The following is a 17,639-nucleotide window of genomic DNA, read 5'->3' as shown; positions in this document are numbered from 1 at the left end:
GGTTGCAGGCCTAGCCGTCGGCGTTCTTAGCGGGTGCCGTTTTGCGGTGTGCCATGGGAAAGGGCGGAGCTCAGCCGGCTGGAAGCGCTGACCAGTACGTCTGCAAATTTCTCCGCTGGGGAGGGACGGAAGCGCTCGGCCGAACCGGAAATGGAGATCGCGGCGATGAAGTTTCCGGCGCCGTCGAAAACTGGTGCGGAGATGGAGGCGAGGTTGGACTCGCGTTCTTCGATGGATTCGGAATAACCGTTGGTGCGTGCGAGTTCGACATCGTGCTCGCTGAAAATGGCGTCCTCAACGTGTACATCGGCAAAAGCAGCGAAGATTCTAGCGGCGGAGCCGGAGGTGAGCGGGAGCTGGCGGCCTACAGGGACCACGTTGTGTAGCCCAATTTCTGGCTCGCGCGTGGCAATGCAGGTGCGGGTGGTTCCCGAGAGTTCGTATAGCTGGACGGATTCGCCAGTGGCGTCGAGAAGCTCTTCCATGATGGGGCCGGCGGTCTCGATGATTCGATCTCGGTTGCCGGGAAGGGCGGGGCCCGCGCCCCACTTACCGTCGGGCGTGCGGGTAAGTATTCGGTGTGCCTCGAGCGCTGTGGCGAGACGGTGTGCGGTTGCCCGGGGTAGGCCGGTGGTCTCACACAGCTCATTGAGCGTGGAGGGGCGGTTGGTTGCGGCCATCATGATGGCTACTGCGCGATCCAATACCTTAATTCCTGATACTGCGGTATACTCTCCCATATAATGAAACCTACGTCCCATTAATTGAGATTTCAAGTGGAGAGATACATGACTGAGAAACTGACACTCGCAGAGAAGGTATGGCGTGACCACGTTGTGCGCAAGGGCGAGGGCGGCGAGCCCGATCTTATCTACATTGACTTCCAGCTCCTGCACGAAGTTACCAGCCCCCAGGCTTTCGACGGCCTTCGCTTGGCCGGTCGCGCTATGCGTCACCCTGAGCTACACCTGGCTACTGAAGATCATAACGTGCCCACCGTCGGAATTAAGACCGGCAACCTTTTAGAAATTAAAGATGAGGTCTCCCGCACGCAGGTATCTACCCTGCGCAAGAACTGTGAAGAGTTCGGGGTGCGCCTGCATTCGATGGGTGATGCTCAGCAAGGCATCGTTCACACCGTAGGCCCGCAGTTGGGAATCACCCAGCCCGGCATGACCATTGTGTGTGGTGACTCGCACACCTCGACACATGGCGCCTTCGGCTCCATCGCCATGGGCATCGGTACCTCCGAGGTTGAGCACGTCATGGCCACCCAGACGCTTTCTCTCAAGCCTTTCAAGACGATGGCTATCGAGGTTAGCGGAGAGCTGGCGGAAGGTGTTTCGGCCAAGGACTTGATTCTGGCCATCATCGCCAAGATTGGCACCGGCGGCGGCCAGGGCCACATTATCGAGTACCGCGGCGAGGCCATTCGCAAAATGTCGATGGAAGCGCGCATGACGATCTGCAATATGTCCATCGAGGCTGGTGCCCGCGCTGGCATGGTGGCTCCGGATGAAACCACTTTCGAGTACGTCAAGGGCCGCGAGTTCGCCCCGCAGGGCGAAGACTGGGACGCAGCGGTCGACTACTGGAAAACGCTGCCGACCGATGAGGGCGCCGAGTTCGATACCGTCGTGGAGATCGACGGCTCCGCCCTCACCCCGTTTGTCACTTGGGGTACCAACCCGGGACAGGGCCTGCCACTGAGCGCTGTGGTGCCCGACCCGGAGGAGTGTGGTGACGACGGCGAGAAGGCTGCAGTCGAGAAGGCCCTGGCGTACATGGACCTCACACCGGGCACGCCACTGCGCGATATCCAGATCGACACTGTCTTCCTGGGCTCCTGCACGAATGCCCGCATCGAAGATCTGCGCGCAGCTGCTGAGGTAGTCAAAGGGCGCAGTATCGCGGCCGATACCCGCATGATGGTCGTTCCCTCTTCCGCCGTGGTGAAGGCGCAGGCCGAAGAAGAAGGCCTGGATAAGATTTTCACTGATTTTGGCGCTGTATGGCGCACCGCTGGTTGCTCGATGTGCCTGGGTATGAACCCAGACCAGCTGAAGCCAGGGGAGCGCTCGGCGTCGACAAGCAACCGCAACTTTGAGGGCCGCCAGGGCCCCGGTGGCCGTACCCACTTGGTATCCCCGGCCGTTGCCGCGGCGACGGCTGTCCTGGGCCACCTCGCCGCACCAGCAGATATCGACGATGCCGCCATGGCGCGCGCTTAAGGAAAAGGAAAAGACAATGGAGAAGTTCGTAACTCATACTGGCGTCGGCGTTCCGCTGCGAGTATCCAATGTGGATACTGACCAGATCATTCCGGCGCGCTACCTGAAGTCAGTAAAGCGCACGGGATTCGCCGACGGCCTGTTTTCCAACTGGCGCAGCGACGAGAACTTTATTCTCAACCAAGAGCCGTTTAAGGAGGGTTCTGTGCTTTTCGCGGGTCCGGATTTTGGTACCGGCTCCTCCCGTGAGCACGCGGTATGGGCGCTGGCTGAATACGGATTCAAGGCTGTGTTTTCTTCGCGCTTCGCCGATATCTTCCGTGGCAACTCCGGCAAGGCCGGCCTGCTGACGGGGCTCATGGAACAAGAAGACATCGAGCTCATCTGGAAACAGTTGGAGGCCGGCGAGACCGAGACCACCGTGGATCTGGAAGCGCGCACGGTTAGCGTCGGCGGCAACAGCTACACCTTTGAGATCGATGATTACACTCGCTGGCGCCTTATGGAGGGGCTCGATGATATCGGCCTGACCCTGCGCAATGAGGCCGATATCGAGGCTTTCGAATCCGCGCGCCCCGCGTTCAAGCCCCGCGTCGTAGCATCTTAACGTGAGCAATGGAGGCGTGGGAGCATTCCCCGCCTCCTGTGGCACCGGACACATATCGGCGTTAACATCCTCGGCATGAGCAATCCTTATCAAAGCTTTAGCGGGGACAACGGCAATCAGTTCGGCGGCGCAGGCGGGTATGGCGGCTATGACTATCACGACACCGCGGGGTATGGCTATCAACAGCCAGGGAACTACGGTTACCAGCAGTCCGGCAGCTACGGTGAGCGCCAGCCCGGTGCCTGGGCTGGAAATCCACCAGGCGGGGCTCTCGCCCAACCCATCGACGCCATGGATATTGTGGGCCAATCATTCAAGGGCTACCTGAAGCAGCCTGTGCCAGGGATGTTGGCCATGCTGGTGCATTTGATCGTCACTTTTGCTCTTTTTCTTGTTCCGAGTACCGCTGTAGGCGGCATCTTCGCAGCAATGGAAGAAAGCGGCACGGACATTGAGCCTTTGGTGCCTACCGTGGGGATCCCTCTCATGGTTGTCATGGGGCTAGTGGCCTTCGCTTATCTTTTCTGGCTGATGGCGAACCTCTTTAATGGTTCCCGGAAGATCGCTGATGGGGAGAAGGTCACCTTCCGCGACTACTTCAGGTTTGCCCAGCTGAGTGGTTGCGCCGGCGTCTATGCCTGCTTCTTTATTTTGGTAATGCTCGGATCTATTGCGGGAGGCTTCCCTGGTCTGATTCTCTTTGCGCTCCTGTGGCCAGCGCCCGTGATTAAGGCGGATAACCCTGATAAGCCTCTCATGGACTGCTTCCGAGAGGCCCTCAACCTGGTTATGGAGAATCTAGGGGAGTCGCTGCTCTTTATCTTGGTCTGCTCCCTCATCGCGAGCTTGCTTGTCTTTATTCCCATAGTCGGCTTCCTTGCCGCCTATCCGATCTGGGCGCTCGGGATGGTCCTTTTCACTCGCGCTATGCAGCGCCGCCCTGCAGCGCGGTGGGAATAAGGCAGCAGGGCAGCACTGAAGTTCCTGAGAGACGGCGGTGATGCCGTACTTAGCGCACAGGAAGCGGGCTAGCCAGGTAGTCCGCCCCGGTAAGCTCACCGTCGTTGAAGGAAAGAACCCATACCGAAGCCTTCTTGAACTTGAGCTCGTCGATCGACTTTTTAAGGAACTTCGGCGCGTAGGACTCGATGATGCCGGGGATGGTCAGCCCTTGGCTGACGATAACCGGAACACCGCCGCCGTCGACCACGCGCTGGAAGGCGGCGCGTGCGTCGTCGGGCGATTCAGCAAAGACATCATCGCCGAATGCTTTATTCACGGCGATGTCCATGCCGAGTTCATCGGCCAGCGGGGCAGCGGTGTGCTGGCAGCGCTGCGGCGGAGCGCTATAAATGGCGGTCGGATGGAATGGCGTGAGCATCGGCACGAGCATCTCCGCCTGGCGGCGCCCCTTCTTATCCAGCGGGCGCAGGTCATCATCGCCTTCCCACGAGCGGCGCTGGTGTGCGCGTGCATGACGCACATAAAGAACGCGGGTCGTAGGCGCAAGGCGCAGACGCTTTTGTGCCTTGCCTAGCACCTGGGCATCAACGTCGTAGGAGAGTAATGAGCTGGCCTCGTCGATCTTCATCCACCGCAGCTCGTCGGTCTCATCATTCGGGGTGTACTCACCGTCGAGTACACAGGCTAGCCAGTAGTAGACCACCTTCGTGCGGCCTTGCACCGGGTAGGACACCTTGCCGATGAGCTTGCCTCCTGACTTAGGTCATGGGTGGGTGAGTAACGTCACTCTTGACACTGTTACCTGTTGGTTTTCGTCGGTGGGGAGGAATTTTTCCGCACTAAGTGGGTAGTGCCGGGGGTATTCAGTAGTCTGATTTTTGTGAGTCCTTATATTCGCACCGTTAAGACCGCTTCTGGGGCGATGGCGGTGCAGGTAGTGTTCTCTGAACGCAAAGGTGCGAAAAGGATGAAGCATATCGGCTCAGCGCATTCAGAGTCTGAGCTTGCGCTTTTAAGAGCTGAAGCTCAACGCATCGTTGATGGTGACCAACTCGCATTGGACTTCGGCGAGGTAGAACACATCCCACCGGCAACAGGCAGCGTTTGCCACCCGCTGCCGGTAGTCGGTCAGCGGGCCGGATACTTGCTGGACTGTATTGATGCGTGTTTCAACGAGCTAGGTCTTGCTGTAGCAAGCGGTGATGATCCGGTGTTTCGGGATCTGGTGCGTGCCCGGATCATTAATCCCGGCTCAAAGCTGGATTCCATCGAGACTCTTGGAGAGGTTGGCATCACCAGCGCAAGCTACCGCACCATCCAGAGGCGTCTTCCCACCTTCGCAACCGAATCATTCGGGGAGATACTAACCCAAGCGTTGGCCCATCATGCAGGTATCGGGCCAGGTACTTTTATTTTGTACGACGTGACCACCTTGTACTTTGAAACCGATACCGCTGATGAGCTTCGCAAACCCGGGTTTTCCAAAGAGCGCCGCCTAGAGCCGCAAATCCTTGTCGGGCTGCTTACTGATGCCACTGGGTTTCCACTGCATGCGGGGGCGTTTGCTGGCAACTCGGCAGAAACCCACACGATGCTGCCGATGATCACACGGTTCCAAGAGGCCTTTCAACTCGATGAAGTTACCGTCGTTGCTGATGCAGGCATGTTCTCCGCGGCGAACAAACAAGCACTCATCGATGCAGGTCTGCACTACATCTTGTCGGTGAAAACCCCCACCGTGCCTGAGGTGATCGAAACCTGGCGGCGGGAAAACCCCGGTGAAGACTACACCCACGGCCAGATCTGGACACAAGCCTCGGCAAGCGATGGGCGCAAACACACAACCCCGAATACGGTGACGCATTACCAGTACTCCCACGATCGGGCCAGACGCAGCCTGCGCGGAATCAAAGAGCAAGTAGCGAAAGCCAAACGCGCTGTTGACGGCGATATCGCTATCAAGCGCAACCGTTATATCGATCTTTCCGCCCCGAACAAGAAGGTCAACTATGCTCTTGCTGCCAAACACCGAGCCCTTGCCGGAATTAAAGGTTATGAAACCGACCTGACCGCGCTTGCCGCCCAGGAGGTTATCGGGCATTACCGCAGGCTATTTAACATTGAGAAATCATTTCGGATGTCGAAATCAGACCTGAAAGCACGCCCAATCTACGCCAGGAAACAAGACTCCATCACCGCACATCTCAACATTGTCATCGCAGCACTAGCCGTGGCCCACCTAATGGAGACCCGCAGTGGTCAATCCATCAAACGCCTGGTGAGAACACTCAAAAAATACCGCAGCTTCCAACTCGTCGTTGGCGGCGAAACCATCCACGCCGCCGTACCGCTTCCACCCGATATCACCGCCACCATCCAAGCAATCACCGGCCGCGAACTTCCGCACTAAATTGGCCTAAGTCAGGTTTCACTCGCGCTATGCAGCGCCGCCCTGCAGCGCGGTGGGAATAAGGCAGCAGGGCAGCACTGAAGTTCCTGAGAGACGGCGGTGATGCCGTACTTAGCGCACAGGAAGCGGGCTAGCCAGGTAGTCCGCCCCGGTAAGCTCACCGTCGTTGAAGGAAAGAACCCATACCGAAGCCTTCTTGAACTTGAGCTCGTCGATCGACTTTTTAAGGAACTTCGGCGCGTAGGACTCGATGATGCCGGGGATGGTCAGCCCTTGGCTGACGATAACCGGAACACCGCCGCCGTCGACCACGCGCTGGAAGGCGGCGCGTGCGTCGTCGGGCGATTCAGCAAAGACATCATCGCCGAATGCTTTATTCACGGCGATGTCCATGCCGAGTTCATCGGCCAGCGGGGCAGCGGTGTGCTGGCAGCGCTGCGGCGGAGCGCTATAAATGGCGGTCGGATGGAATGGCGTGAGCATCGGCACGAGCATCTCCGCCTGGCGGCGCCCCTTCTTATCCAGCGGGCGCAGGTCATCATCGCCTTCCCACGAGCGGCGCTGGTGTGCGCGTGCATGACGCACATAAAGAACGCGGGTCGTAGGCGCAAGGCGCAGACGCTTTTGTGCCTTGCCTAGCACCTGGGCATCAACGTCGTAGGAGAGTAATGAGCTGGCCTCGTCGATCTTCATCCACCGCAGCTCGTCGGTCTCATCATTCGGGGTGTACTCACCGTCGAGTACACAGGCTAGCCAGTAGTAGACCACCTTCGTGCGGCCTTGCACCGGGTAGGACACCTTGCCGATGAGCTTGCCTAGGCGCACGGAGTAACCGGTTTCCTCGAAGATCTCGCGCGCGGCGGTCGTGGGGAGCGATTCGCCCGGATCGACCTTGCCCTTGGGCAGCGACCAATCGTCATAGTGGGGGCGGTGGATAAGTGCGACCTCCGGATCGTGGGGGTCACCACGCCAGAGAACCGCGCCGGCGGCAAGCGTCTTGCGCTTGAATTCATCTGCCGGATCGACGGGGATCTCCTGGTGGCGTCCGGAAATAAAGACTTCCGAGCGAATGTCTTTGTCCGTCTCGTGCATGTTCTTTGCCTTGGGCATGCTGCTCCTTTTGCGCCGGTAGCTTTCAACCTTTTCTATCTTCCTCCACTCGCCGTCGCGATGCAGCCTTACGCGCCGAGCGTGCAGGAATGCCAGGCGTGCTTTAATGGGAAAAGCCGATGCAGAGGAATCTAGAGTGAGGTGGCACATGGCAAACGTGGCAGTAATGGGGGCGGGCTCGTGGGGAACCACGCTGGCGAAAGTCTTTGCTGACGCCGGCAACGACGTCCGCTTGTGGGCGCGCCGCGAGGAATTGGCGAATGCCATCAACACGCGCCACGAGAATCCGGATTACCTCCCAGAACTCCCGCTTCCTGAGTCGATTAAGGCCTCCACAGATCCGGCAATAGCGCTGCAGGCCGCGGACATTGTGATCTTCGGCGTTCCCTCCCAGACGCTGCGCGGAAACCTGGAAAAGTGGGCCCCGCTCTTGCCTGAGGACGCGACCTTGGTGTCGATCTCTAAAGGCGTGGAGAAGGCCACACTCAACCTAATGAGCGAAGTGATCGCAGACGCCGCCGGCGTCTCCTCCGACCGTATCGCGGTCCTCTCTGGGCCCAACCTAGCCAAAGAGGTGGCTCAGGAGCAACCAGCAGCCACGGTGATTGCCTGCAGCGATGCTGCCCGTGCCGAAGCCGTGCAACATGCCGCCGCAGCACCGTATTTTCGGCCCTATACCAACACCGATGTCATCGGCGCGGAGATCGGCGGCGCCTGCAAAAACGTGATTGCACTTGCCTGCGGCATGGCGGCGGGTAAGGGGTTAGGCAATAACACCATGGCCACCATCATCACGCGCGGGCTTGCGGAGATTACCCGCCTAGGGGTGAAGCTGGGGGCGGATCCGTTCACCTTTTCTGGTCTTGCTGGCATGGGAGACCTTGTGGCGACGTGCAGTTCGACGTTGTCGCGTAACCGCACCTTTGGGTATCGCCTCGGCCAAGGCGGCACGCTGGAGGAAGCAACTGCCGCCACCAACGGGCAGGTCGCGGAAGGCGTTATCTCTTCTGATTCCATCTTTAGGTTGGCGCAGCGCGCAGACGTAGAGATGCCGATTACCCAAGCAGTCTACGGTGTGTGCCACCGCGGGGTGACTGTCGACGACATGATTGTTGCTCTGATGGGTCGTACCAAGAAGGCTGAGTAAAGCCGAGTAAAGTTGCTCGGTATGACTGAAGCGAAACCTGTGCGCGTTGCCGTTGTGTACGGCGGTCGCAGCTCCGAGCATTCGGTGTCGTGCATTTCCGCCGGCGCAATCATGGAGCACCTTGATCCGGAAAAATATGAAGTCGTGCCCATCGGTATCACGCGGGAAGGCACCTGGACGCAGGGCAACCGCGCGGGACTCGACATTGTCGACGGGCGGCTGCCCGAAGTAGAACTGCACGATGAACTGGCGTTATCCCTCAACCCTGCCACGCGTGGGCGCATCCACAATGTCACCCGCCACGAGCACTACACAGAGGTCGATGTCATTGTCCCGGTTCTGCACGGCCCCTATGGGGAAGACGGCACAGTGCAGGGCCTCTTTGAACTTTCCGGGATTCCCTATGTCGGCGCAGGCGTATTGGCTTCGGCTGTGGGAATGGACAAGGAATTCACCAAGAAGCTTCTGGTCGCGGAAGGCCTTCCGGTAGCGCCGCAAGAAGTACTCACAGGGGAAGCCACGCTTAATGATGCCCAGAAGGAACGCCTTGGCCTGCCCGTCTTCGTGAAGCCGGCGCGGGGCGGATCCTCCATCGGTGTGTCCAAAGTCTCCGCGTGGGAAGACCTTGAAGCAGCACTAACCCTGGCCTATGAATCCGATGACAAGGTCCTCATCGAACCAGAAATCAGCGGCGCCGAGGTGGAGGTGGGAGTTCTTGAACGCCCCGACGGCAGCCTCCAGGCCTCTGTCCCCGCCAAGCTCTTGGGCACCACGGAGTCTGAGGAAGGCTTTTATGATTTCGATGCCAAGTACATCGACGAGGGAGTCTCGGCAGCAATTCCCGCTCCGTTGAGTGAGGAGCTGACCGCCGAACTTCGACAGCGCGCTATTGAGGCTTTCCGGGCGCTGGGTGCCTCGGGCCTATCGCGCGTGGATTTCTTCGTCAGTGATGATTCCTACTGCATCAACGAAGTGAATACCTTCCCCGGCTTCACCCCGATTTCTATGTACCCGCAGGTCTTTGCTGCGGAAGGGGTAGGTTATGCCGAGCTGCTCGACACCCTTATTCAGACGGCCCTCGCGCGTTCCTAGGGTGACGATGTAGGCCGCGCTTTTCACACTTACTGGGAGGGAGTGGCTGCCACGAGGGCGTCGCTAAGCCGCACCAGCGCGGAATTCGCAGCATCCTGTGGGGCAGACAACGCGAGGTCCTCCGCCCGGCCGAGCGCGAACCATGTGCCGGCCGTGGTGCCCTCCGCCAGCGTGGTGTCTTCGAACCACGGGACGTCGTTGACCTGCTGGAGCTGAACACCTGCTCGGTAGTTCTCCGGAGAGGCCACGCCGCAGCGCACGACAATCTCTTCCTGACCCGGCGCGCTATAAACCCAGGTGTTCTTATCGCCCACATCCGCGCGGCGCGTATAGCCTTCTGCAAGTGTTTCCGGCAGGGCCTCTTCTAGAGCGGGACACATGGAATCTGGTCCTGCCTTTAGCTGCGATAGTGGCGCTGGGTTGGCCTTCTGTGCCTTCTTTTCTAGTTGCTTGAAGGCTGCTTCTAGACCCTCTGGAGCGTCATCTTGGGCCTCTTCCGAAGCGGTTGTCACCGCGATGGCGGGGGTGTGCTTGGTGCTGTACCACGTCGTGAGGTTGGAGCCGGGGGTGGCGTCGAGGACTTGTAGCCACGATTCGCCGTCGGACTCGACGGTGTGGGAGTAGTCGGTAAACTGCTGCGGCAAGTCAACACCACAGCGCAGCGTTATCTTGTCCTCCGAGCTCTTAGCCCACGCGCCAGCACCCGCCGGGGCGGGCTCGACCAGGTCGACGCGCGGGTAACCCATGAGCTTGTCCGGCAGCGCATCGACGACAGCGGCGCACTCGGGGGATTCCGCCGCCTCAGAGGGAGTGGGAGGCAGCGCCACTGGCTGTTGCGCGGCGCTGGTAAATACGTATTTGGCCCCAAAAATCACCGCGAAGACCATCGCGATGGAGATCCCGAGTGAGATGTAAATAGCGGTGCGGTTAAATTGGGTATCCATAGGGGCTTATCCTATCGCTGATAGCCCGAGAAGAACGAACGTGGACGGCGCGCACGAGTGGCGCGTAGCCCGCGCAAGGAAAAGGAGTCCGTGACGGTGGGTTTGTCCCATACCCTCGATCAAGCCGGTGAACGGCACGTTATCCATGAGATTGTCACTGCAGCCCCGAGCGCGCTCAACGGCGACGATGCGGCCGTGCTGTACCCGGCGACACCTAATTCGCGCACGGTGGCCGCGACAGACATGATGGTGGAAGGTCGGCACTTCCGGCGGGACTGGTCCACCGCGGCGGAGATCGGGCAGAAAGCCATCGTGCGCAACTTCGCAGATATTGAGGCAATGGGCGCGCGCCCCACAGCGGCATTGCTGGCGATTGCCGCCCCGGGAGATACCCCGGTGGACTTCGTGCGGGGGATTGCGCAGGGTATCGCTGAGCGCTGCGCGGTATATAACGCGGAGCTCGTAGGCGGTGATCTGACCCGCAGTGAGAGCTTGGTCATCAATGTCACGGCGTTAGGCTCCCTGGGTGGAAGTGGTGCAGCGCTGACTCTGGATGGTGCCCGGGCGGGCCAGAAGCTGGTAGCACACGGCAAGATTGGGTATTCCGGGGCGGGCCTGGCGCTGTTGCAACGCTATGGCCGCGCATTGCCGCCGGAGCTAGAGGAATTCTGGCCTTTGGTCGACGCCCACTGCGCTCCCTCCCTTACCCCGGGGCGTGGTGTCATCGCGCGGGCTACCGGTTCGACCTCGATGACGGATAATTCGGATGGCCTCGTGCGCGATATAGGACACTTAGCTGGGCGTTCCGGGGTGCACATCGACCTTGACCGCGGAGCGATTGCCCCTGACCCGCTGCTGGCTGCCGCCGGCGCGTTGCTTGATATCGATCCTTGGGAATGGGTCTTAACCGGCGGCGAGGACCATACGCTGTTGGCTACCACGTACAAGGCCCCTCCCTCTGGTTTCCGGGAAATTGGTCGGGTGATGCGCGGTACCGGCGTGACCATTGACGGAGAGGAGCCGCGCTATAGCGAGGGCTGGGAGGGATTCGCGTGAGCCACATTGATACCTCTCACATTCACTACTCGTGGATGCCTTACATCCGGCAGGCACTGGAGGACAACCTTCCCCGCATTGAGCGCGAGATTGGCGCAGAGTTCCTGCCGCCCGCCGAGGATGTATTCGCCGCCCTATCAATGCCGCTCGAGGACGTGCGGGTGCTCATCGTGGGCCAAGATCCCTATCCCACGCCGGGGCATGCCATGGGTTTGTCCTTCTCCACGCGATCGGGCGTGCCGGCCCCGCGTTCGTTGAAGAATATCTACGCCGAGCTTGGCGACGACCTCGGCATCCCCGGCCGCGCTGATGGTGATCTACGGGCCTGGTTTGAGCAAGGAGTGCTGCTGCTCAACCGAGTGCTCACCGTGGCCCCGGGCCAGGCCGGTTCGCACCGCAGGCTCGGGTGGGAAGCGATTACCGAGGCCGCTATCAGAGCACTGGCGGGGCGCGATATCGTGGCCATTCTATGGGGCCGCGATGCCCAAGCCTGCCAAGCTTTCCTGCCCGGTACGGAGTGCATTACCTCCCCGCATCCTTCGCCGCTGTCAGCGCGGCGTGGATTCTTTGGATCGCGTCCTTTTTCCCGGGCCAACGCTGCTTTAGAGGCCCGTGGCGTCCCCGCGGTGGACTGGCGCTTGTAGACTAGCCAGCATGTCATATCCCGCTGAGTTGGATGCTCGTGGCCTCCACGAGTGGGCCGCCCGAACCGTGGAGGAGCTGCAGCGCCGCCGCGTTGAAATCAATGCTCTCAACGTTTTCCCAGTGCCCGATTCCGACACGGGATCCAACATGGCGCACACCATGGAGTCCGCGTTAGCGGAGGCCAATAAGGGCGAGGTGGACGTGGCCGAAGCCTTGGCCATCGGCTCAGTGCGCGGTGCCCGCGGCAATTCGGGGATGGTGCTCTCCCAAGTGCTGCGCGGGGTTGCCGATGCCACGACGGATTCGCGCGTGGACGGTGCGGTACTCGCCGATGCTTTGACCTTGGCTGTCATTTTGGTGGACCGCGCGCTTGCCGCACCGGTGGAAGGAACGATTATTACCGTGCTGCGAGCCGCGGCCACCGCCGCTAATCAGGCTGCCGAGCAGCCTGGGGCCGAGCTTTACGGCATCTTGCTCGCAGCGGTCGAGGCCGCACGGAAGGCCCTTGCTGAGACCCCCTCGCAGCTATCGGCGCTGCGCGACGCCGGCGTTGTGGATGCCGGTGGAACCGGCTTCGTAATTTTGCTCGAGTGCTTGCTCACTCAGGTCACAGGGCACGACCCCGCCAGCCAACCCCTGACGGAGTCGAGGCCACTTCACTCCGAGGAGCCTGCCGTGCGGGAGCCACAGGCAGGAGAAGAGCTCGCAGAGATCGAAGCGATCTTCTTCTTTGAGGGCAACCTGGGCGACATCGAAGAGACCTTGGCTCCGCTGGGCAATAGTCTCGTCATTGCACGGGCGACGGAAACCTCCGCCAGCGTGCACATCCATAGCGCTGAGGCGGGGGCCGTGATCGAAAAGGCCTATGCCCTGGGAAAGGTCAGCAACCTGCGGCTCGAAGCGCTACCGCAGGCTGGTCAGGCGGCCAGCTGCGAAGATTCTGCTGGTGGCGGGGGAGCACAGCGGCGTATCTTTGCCGCGGTGCCTGAAGAGGCAGCGCGGGAGCTTTTTGAGAAGGCGGGGGCGGACGTCGTCAAGCCCGGCGAAGAACTGCAGAGCGCCGGGGAGGGAGATCTTTTCTTGCCCAATGGCTGCGGTGGTGACCCGGGCAAGGCTACTGTCATTCCGACCGATTCCCTGGTAGCCGGGCTGGCGGCGCTCTCGGTTTATGCGCCGAGTTCTGCGCACACCGACGACGTGCTCGCCGCGATGAAGGACGCTGCCGGCTCCATGCGGGTAGCCTACCCAGATAGAGAAAGCGTGGCTGGGATTCTAGAGGCATGCCGTACTCAGCTGGGCTATGGTGGCGAGCAGATCACGGTGCTGACTGCCCTTGAGGCGGATGAAGATGAGTTAGCCCGTGAACTGGGGGTAGACGTCGTGGTGTTGCGCGTACCCGGATTGCGTACCGAGATTGGGGTGGAGTAGGCCATGCTGGGCTGGCAGGATGACCGCGCATTGACGGATATCTTGGCAAAGAAGGATGCCGCGGCTTTCAAGCGCGCCTTCGGATACACCACGTGCGGGGAGCTGCTCAGCCACTATCCGCGCGACTACATCCGCCACAATAAGGACGTGGGCCTCGGCGGTGCTGAGGATGGTGATCACGTCACCATCACTGGCGTTATCGAAGAACTCCGCGTTAAACACACATCTAAAGCCGTGGTGTTTATCCTCTACATGGATAGCGGAGTCCAGGCCTCCTTTTTCAATGCGCACTACGTGCAGCGCGTGCTGGGGCGCGGCATGCGCGTCATGCTCTCCGGCAAGCTGAAATACTTCCGGGGATACCCCAGCTTGCAGCACCCCGATTTTCTCATCCTCGATCCCGGCCGCTATCAGGAGTCCATGCTGGATAGCACTACTGGGCAGGGGACAGGTTCGCTGAAGAAGCTCTCCCAGTTCGGCTCGTTGGAGACCTTCCTGCAGCGCGAATGGATTCCCGTGTACCCGGCTAGTGGAAAGGTGACGTCGTGGTACATCATGGGCGCTATCCACAAAGTGCTCGAGCACACCCCACCGATCCCGGAGCCGCTGGACTACCGGATGATGGTGACGCTGGATCAAGCCGTGCGCGAGATCCACGAACCGGGTGACACTGGTCCGGAGCGCGCCATCCAGCGGCTTAAGTACAACGAGGCCTTATCGGTTGGCTTGGTTATGGCCTTGCGGCAGCGCGATGTTAAGGCGCGCACGGCAACCCCGATGCCGGCAATTCTGGAAGGCTACCGCGATGAGCTGCTCAGTGGGCTACCCTTCGCGCTGACTGACGGTCAGCGACGTGTCATCGGCGAGATCGACGCAGATCTGTGTGGCACCGCGCCCATGATGCGGCTGTTGCAAGGTGAGGTCGGTTCAGGCAAAACGCTCGTTGCCACCTGTGCCATGCTGCAGGCGGTTGATGCTGGAAAACAAGCTGCACTGCTTGCCCCGACGGAGGTACTGGCGGCGCAGCATGGGGCGTCGATTAGCGCCAGCGTTCCCGAAGGTGTCACCGTCACGGTCCTAACGCGTTCGATGAAGACGGCGGAGAAACGCAAAGCTTTGTTGGAGATTGTCTCTGGCGAGGCCGATATCGTGATTGGCACCCACGCCATCATCCAGGACAGCGTTGAATTCTTCGATTTGGGCCTAGTCATCGTGGATGAGCAGCATCGCTTCGGCGTTGAACAGCGCGATAGCCTGCGCACCAAAACTCGGGAGGGGACCAGCCCGCACCTGTTGGTGATGACTGCGACACCTATCCCGCGCACGATTGCCATGACGGTGTTCGGTGATTTAGCGGTATCGACGCTCAAGGAGCTGCCCGGTGGGCGCAAACCTATCTTGTCCGCGGTGGTTCCCGAATGGAAGCCGGAGTGGGTACGCCGCGCCATCGAGCGCATCCGTGAAGAGGTAGACAAGGGTCACCAGGCTTATATCGTCTGCCCACGGATTGAAGGAGAGGGTGGTGTGGAAACCATGTCGGTCCAGCTGCGCAACCTTCCCTTGCGGGGACTGCGGGTGGAGATGCTCCACGGCAAAATGCCCGATAAGGACCAAGTAATGGAGAGCTTCGCGCGCGGGGAGATTGATGTCCTCGTGGCCACCACGGTCATTGAAGTCGGCGTCGATGTTCCCAATGCCACCGTCATGCTGATCCGGGAATCGGAGAACTTTGGAGTCTCGCAGCTGCACCAACTGCGCGGGCGCGTGGGCCGCGGGGGCAATGAATCGGTGTGTCTGCTACACACGACGGCTGAGCCTGATAGCAAGTCTTTCCGGCGTATCAAAGCTATCGCGGATACGCCATCTGGTTTTGACCTAGCTGAGCTCGACCTACAGCAACGCCACGAGGGCGATATCTTAGGAACACTGCAATCCGGTACGAAGCGCACGCTGAAGTTGCTGGACCTTATCAATGACCGGGACATCGTCGAGCGCACGCATGCTGATGCCGCCGCGTTGGTCGAGCGCAACCCTGAATTAGCGGAGGAACTGACGCACAACCTAAGCGCAGATGAACAGGGATTTTTGGAGAAAAACTAGGCTTGTCACCGCGGGAAACTGAGGGGAGATAGGGTAGAAGCCATGACCAGAATCATCGCCGGAGAAGCCCGCGGGCGCACCATCAAGGTGCCCGAAGCTGGGACGAGGCCCACGTCCGACCGTGCCCGCGAGGGCCTTTTCTCATCGTTGAATGTGCGCTGGGGGTTCATTGATTCCCGCGTGTTGGATCTCTTTGCTGGTTCCGGCGCCTTAGGCCTTGAGGCAGCTAGCCGTGGCGCTGAGGACGTCGTCCTCGTGGAGAATAATGCCGCGGCCGTGAAGGTCATTCGCCACAATATTGGGGTGGTGAAGCACCCACGCGTGGAGGTACGAGAAATGAAAGCCTCGTCATACCTGGCCACCGCACCGCGCGGCTACTTCGATATGGTGCTCGCGGATCCGCCCTATGAGTTCGATGATGTTGATGGTCTTCTCGCCGCCATCGAGCCGGTGCTGGATGATGACGCGATAGTTGTCATCGAGCGCCACGTGGACTCGCCTCACACACAGTGGCCAGATGGCTTTGAGCCCACCGGCCAGAAGCTTAAGAAGCGGACCTTTGGCATCGCGCGTTTTGATATGGCGATCTATCACCGCAGTGCGGATAGCTCGAAGACCGATACCACCGGAACCCAGGAGGACTAGCTATGCCGACTCACGCCGTATGCCCCGGCTCTTTCGATCCCATCACGCTGGGACACGTCGACGTTTTTAATCGTGCCAGCGAACTCTTTGACAAGGTCACGGTGCTGGTGACGGGAAACCCCGACAAGCCTTCCGGGCTGTTTAGCGTGGAGGAGCGCGTGGACCTTATTCGCAGTACCGTTTCCCCGGAGATCGAGGTGGACTGGTGGGGCGGATTGTTGGTGGATTACACCAGCGCGCATGGTGTGGACACGATTGTGAAGGGCTTGCGCTCTTCCTTGGACTATGAGTATGAGCTGCCGATGGCGCAGATGAACCGGCGCCTTTCCGGAATCGATACGGTCTTCTTGCTGACGGATGAGAAGTACGGCTATATCTCCTCCTCGCTTTGCAAGCAGGTGGCGCAGTACGGCGGTGACGTTACGGGTATGTTCCCGGATCATGTGGCTGCCGCGGTGATGGAACGCTACCGAGGCTAAGGGGATATGTCTGTACTGGCAATACCCCTCGTTGTCCTCCTTACCGTCATCGCTGGCTCCTGCCTGCAGCGAGTCTCCGGCATGGGCCTGGGCCTCATTGGTGGGCCCATCCTGACGCTTTTCCTCGGACCCGTCGAAGGCATCATGGTCATCAACGTCTTGGCCTGCCTCAATGCCATTCTCACGACCTATTCGATGCGGGAGAACGTGGATTGGGGAAAGTGGATGCGCATCGGGCCTTTCATGGTCCTCGGCTCAATTCCGGCGGCGCTGCTCATTGCCCGGATTGATACCTCGGCATTGTTAGTGCTTGTTGGTGCCGCTTTATTGATTGCACTGGGCGTGGTGGTCTTTGGGCGAAAATTCGTCCCAGAGATGAGTGGCTCGGGCCCGGCCATTTCAGCAGGTATTTTGGGTGGATTCACCAATACCCTGGCCGGCGTGGCGGGCCCGGTCATCACGGTCTATGCCCAGGCCGCGCGGTGGCCCAAAGAGGTACTCGCGCCAACCCTGCAGCCCTGCTTTGTCATCGGTGGATTGTCTTCGGTTCTCACGAAGTACTTCCTGGGCTCCGGCGGCTTTGACGGTTTGCACTGGCTGGTGTGGCCCTGCGGGGTGATTGGAATGTGCGTTGGCATTTTCTTAGGAAAGAAGATTGCTGGGCGCGTCTCTCGGGACAAGGCCCATAAGCTATCGCTATCGCTGGCCAGCCTAGGAGCGCTCAGCGCATTGCTGCGAGGCCTTTTTACCCTGGGTGCTTAAACAGCATCTCGGTATGGTGG

Annotated in this window: 16 protein-coding genes and 1 pseudogene; 13 read left to right on the top strand and 4 right to left on the bottom strand. The window is 60.1% G+C overall.

The window, feature by feature from the left end; translation table 11 throughout:
• Positions 1-26: 26 nt before the first annotated feature.
• A complete protein-coding gene (locus tag ABZS45_RS04840; RefSeq protein ID WP_412100870.1) occupies positions 27-740 on the bottom strand; it encodes an IclR family transcriptional regulator in 714 nt (237 codons plus the stop codon).
• 48 nt (positions 741-788) lie between these two features.
• On the opposite strand from ABZS45_RS04840, the gene leuC reads away from it, so the two are divergent.
• The 3 genes from leuC (at position 789) to ABZS45_RS04825 (ending at position 3,798) form a co-directional block, all read left to right on the top strand.
• The gene (gene leuC, locus ABZS45_RS04835; protein WP_412100869.1) at positions 789-2,231 is read left to right on the top strand and encodes a 3-isopropylmalate dehydratase large subunit; all 1,443 of its coding nucleotides are present in this window, start codon (positions 789-791) and stop codon (positions 2,229-2,231) included.
• A 16-nt stretch (positions 2,232-2,247) separates the two neighbouring features.
• Complete coding sequence (gene leuD / locus ABZS45_RS04830) at positions 2,248-2,838, top strand: 3-isopropylmalate dehydratase small subunit (protein ID WP_412100868.1); 591 nt, start codon at positions 2,248-2,250, stop codon at positions 2,836-2,838.
• A gap of 75 nt (positions 2,839-2,913) precedes the next feature.
• Entirely contained in the window at positions 2,914-3,798 is an 885-nt protein-coding gene (locus ABZS45_RS04825) for a hypothetical protein (RefSeq protein ID WP_412100867.1), read from the top strand.
• Positions 3,799-3,847: 49 nt separating this feature from the next.
• Here ABZS45_RS04825 and ABZS45_RS04820 read toward each other — a convergent pair.
• Positions 3,848-4,552, bottom strand: a pseudogene (locus tag ABZS45_RS04820) (histidine phosphatase family protein); the annotation flags it as partial.
• Between the two features lie 177 nt (positions 4,553-4,729).
• Here ABZS45_RS04820 and ABZS45_RS04815 point away from each other — a divergent pair.
• A complete protein-coding gene (locus tag ABZS45_RS04815; RefSeq protein ID WP_412101116.1) occupies positions 4,730-6,211 on the top strand; it encodes an IS1634 family transposase in 1,482 nt (493 codons plus the stop codon).
• A 111-nt stretch (positions 6,212-6,322) separates the two neighbouring features.
• Here the strand turns inward: ABZS45_RS04815 and ABZS45_RS04810 are convergent, their stop codons facing one another.
• The gene (locus ABZS45_RS04810; RefSeq protein ID WP_412100866.1) at positions 6,323-7,321 is read right to left on the bottom strand and encodes an NUDIX hydrolase; all 999 of its coding nucleotides are present in this window, start codon (positions 7,319-7,321) and stop codon (positions 6,323-6,325) included.
• A 148-nt stretch (positions 7,322-7,469) separates the two neighbouring features.
• Between ABZS45_RS04810 and ABZS45_RS04805 the strand changes: the two genes are divergently transcribed.
• Positions 7,470-8,468: an NAD(P)H-dependent glycerol-3-phosphate dehydrogenase gene (locus ABZS45_RS04805; RefSeq protein WP_412100865.1), complete on the top strand. Its 999-nt coding sequence runs from the start codon at positions 7,470-7,472 to the stop codon at positions 8,466-8,468.
• Between the two features lie 21 nt (positions 8,469-8,489).
• A complete protein-coding gene (locus ABZS45_RS04800; protein WP_070718575.1) occupies positions 8,490-9,560 on the top strand; it encodes a D-alanine--D-alanine ligase family protein in 1,071 nt (356 codons plus the stop codon).
• A 29-nt stretch (positions 9,561-9,589) separates the two neighbouring features.
• On the opposite strand, the gene ABZS45_RS04795 is transcribed toward ABZS45_RS04800, so the two are convergent.
• Positions 9,590-10,504: a DUF3515 domain-containing protein gene (locus ABZS45_RS04795; RefSeq protein ID WP_412100864.1), complete on the bottom strand. Its 915-nt coding sequence runs from the start codon at positions 10,502-10,504 to the stop codon at positions 9,590-9,592.
• A 57-nt stretch (positions 10,505-10,561) separates the two neighbouring features.
• Here ABZS45_RS04795 and ABZS45_RS04790 point away from each other — a divergent pair, with 57 nt between their 5' ends.
• From ABZS45_RS04790 to ABZS45_RS04760, 7 genes are read left to right on the top strand one after another with little or no spacing between them, the layout of a single operon-like run.
• Positions 10,562-11,560 carry a thiamine-phosphate kinase gene (locus ABZS45_RS04790; protein ID WP_412100863.1) on the top strand — a complete coding sequence of 333 codons (999 nt, stop codon included), beginning with the start codon at positions 10,562-10,564 and terminating at the stop codon, positions 11,558-11,560.
• A gap of 35 nt (positions 11,561-11,595) precedes the next feature.
• Positions 11,596-12,204, top strand: a complete 609-nt coding sequence (locus tag ABZS45_RS04785; protein ID WP_412101142.1) for a uracil-DNA glycosylase — start codon at positions 11,596-11,598, stop codon at positions 12,202-12,204.
• Positions 12,205-12,214: 10 nt separating this feature from the next.
• Positions 12,215-13,633 carry a DAK2 domain-containing protein gene (locus tag ABZS45_RS04780; protein WP_412100862.1) on the top strand — a complete coding sequence of 473 codons (1,419 nt, stop codon included), beginning with the start codon at positions 12,215-12,217 and terminating at the stop codon, positions 13,631-13,633.
• Between the two features lie 3 nt (positions 13,634-13,636).
• Positions 13,637-15,733, top strand: coding sequence for an ATP-dependent DNA helicase RecG (locus ABZS45_RS04775; protein ID WP_412100861.1), 2,097 nt, complete (start codon positions 13,637-13,639; stop codon positions 15,731-15,733).
• 42 nt (positions 15,734-15,775) lie between these two features.
• Positions 15,776-16,378, top strand: coding sequence for a 16S rRNA (guanine(966)-N(2))-methyltransferase RsmD (gene rsmD, locus ABZS45_RS04770; protein ID WP_412100860.1), 603 nt, complete (start codon positions 15,776-15,778; stop codon positions 16,376-16,378).
• 2 nt (positions 16,379-16,380) lie between these two features.
• Positions 16,381-16,857 (top strand): pantetheine-phosphate adenylyltransferase, encoded by a 477-nt coding sequence (coaD, locus tag ABZS45_RS04765; RefSeq protein WP_412100859.1) that lies wholly within the window; start codon positions 16,381-16,383, stop codon positions 16,855-16,857.
• A 6-nt stretch (positions 16,858-16,863) separates the two neighbouring features.
• Entirely contained in the window at positions 16,864-17,619 is a 756-nt protein-coding gene (locus ABZS45_RS04760; RefSeq protein WP_412100858.1) for a TSUP family transporter, read from the top strand.
• Positions 17,620-17,639: the final 20 nt, after the last annotated feature.

It is taken from the genome of Corynebacterium aurimucosum (assembly GCF_046895345.1).
GTDB lineage: Bacteria > Actinomycetota > Actinomycetes > Mycobacteriales > Mycobacteriaceae > Corynebacterium > Corynebacterium aurimucosum_G.
The sequence above is the reverse complement of the archived record's forward strand: the minus strand, read 5'-3'. Positions and strand labels throughout refer to the sequence as shown.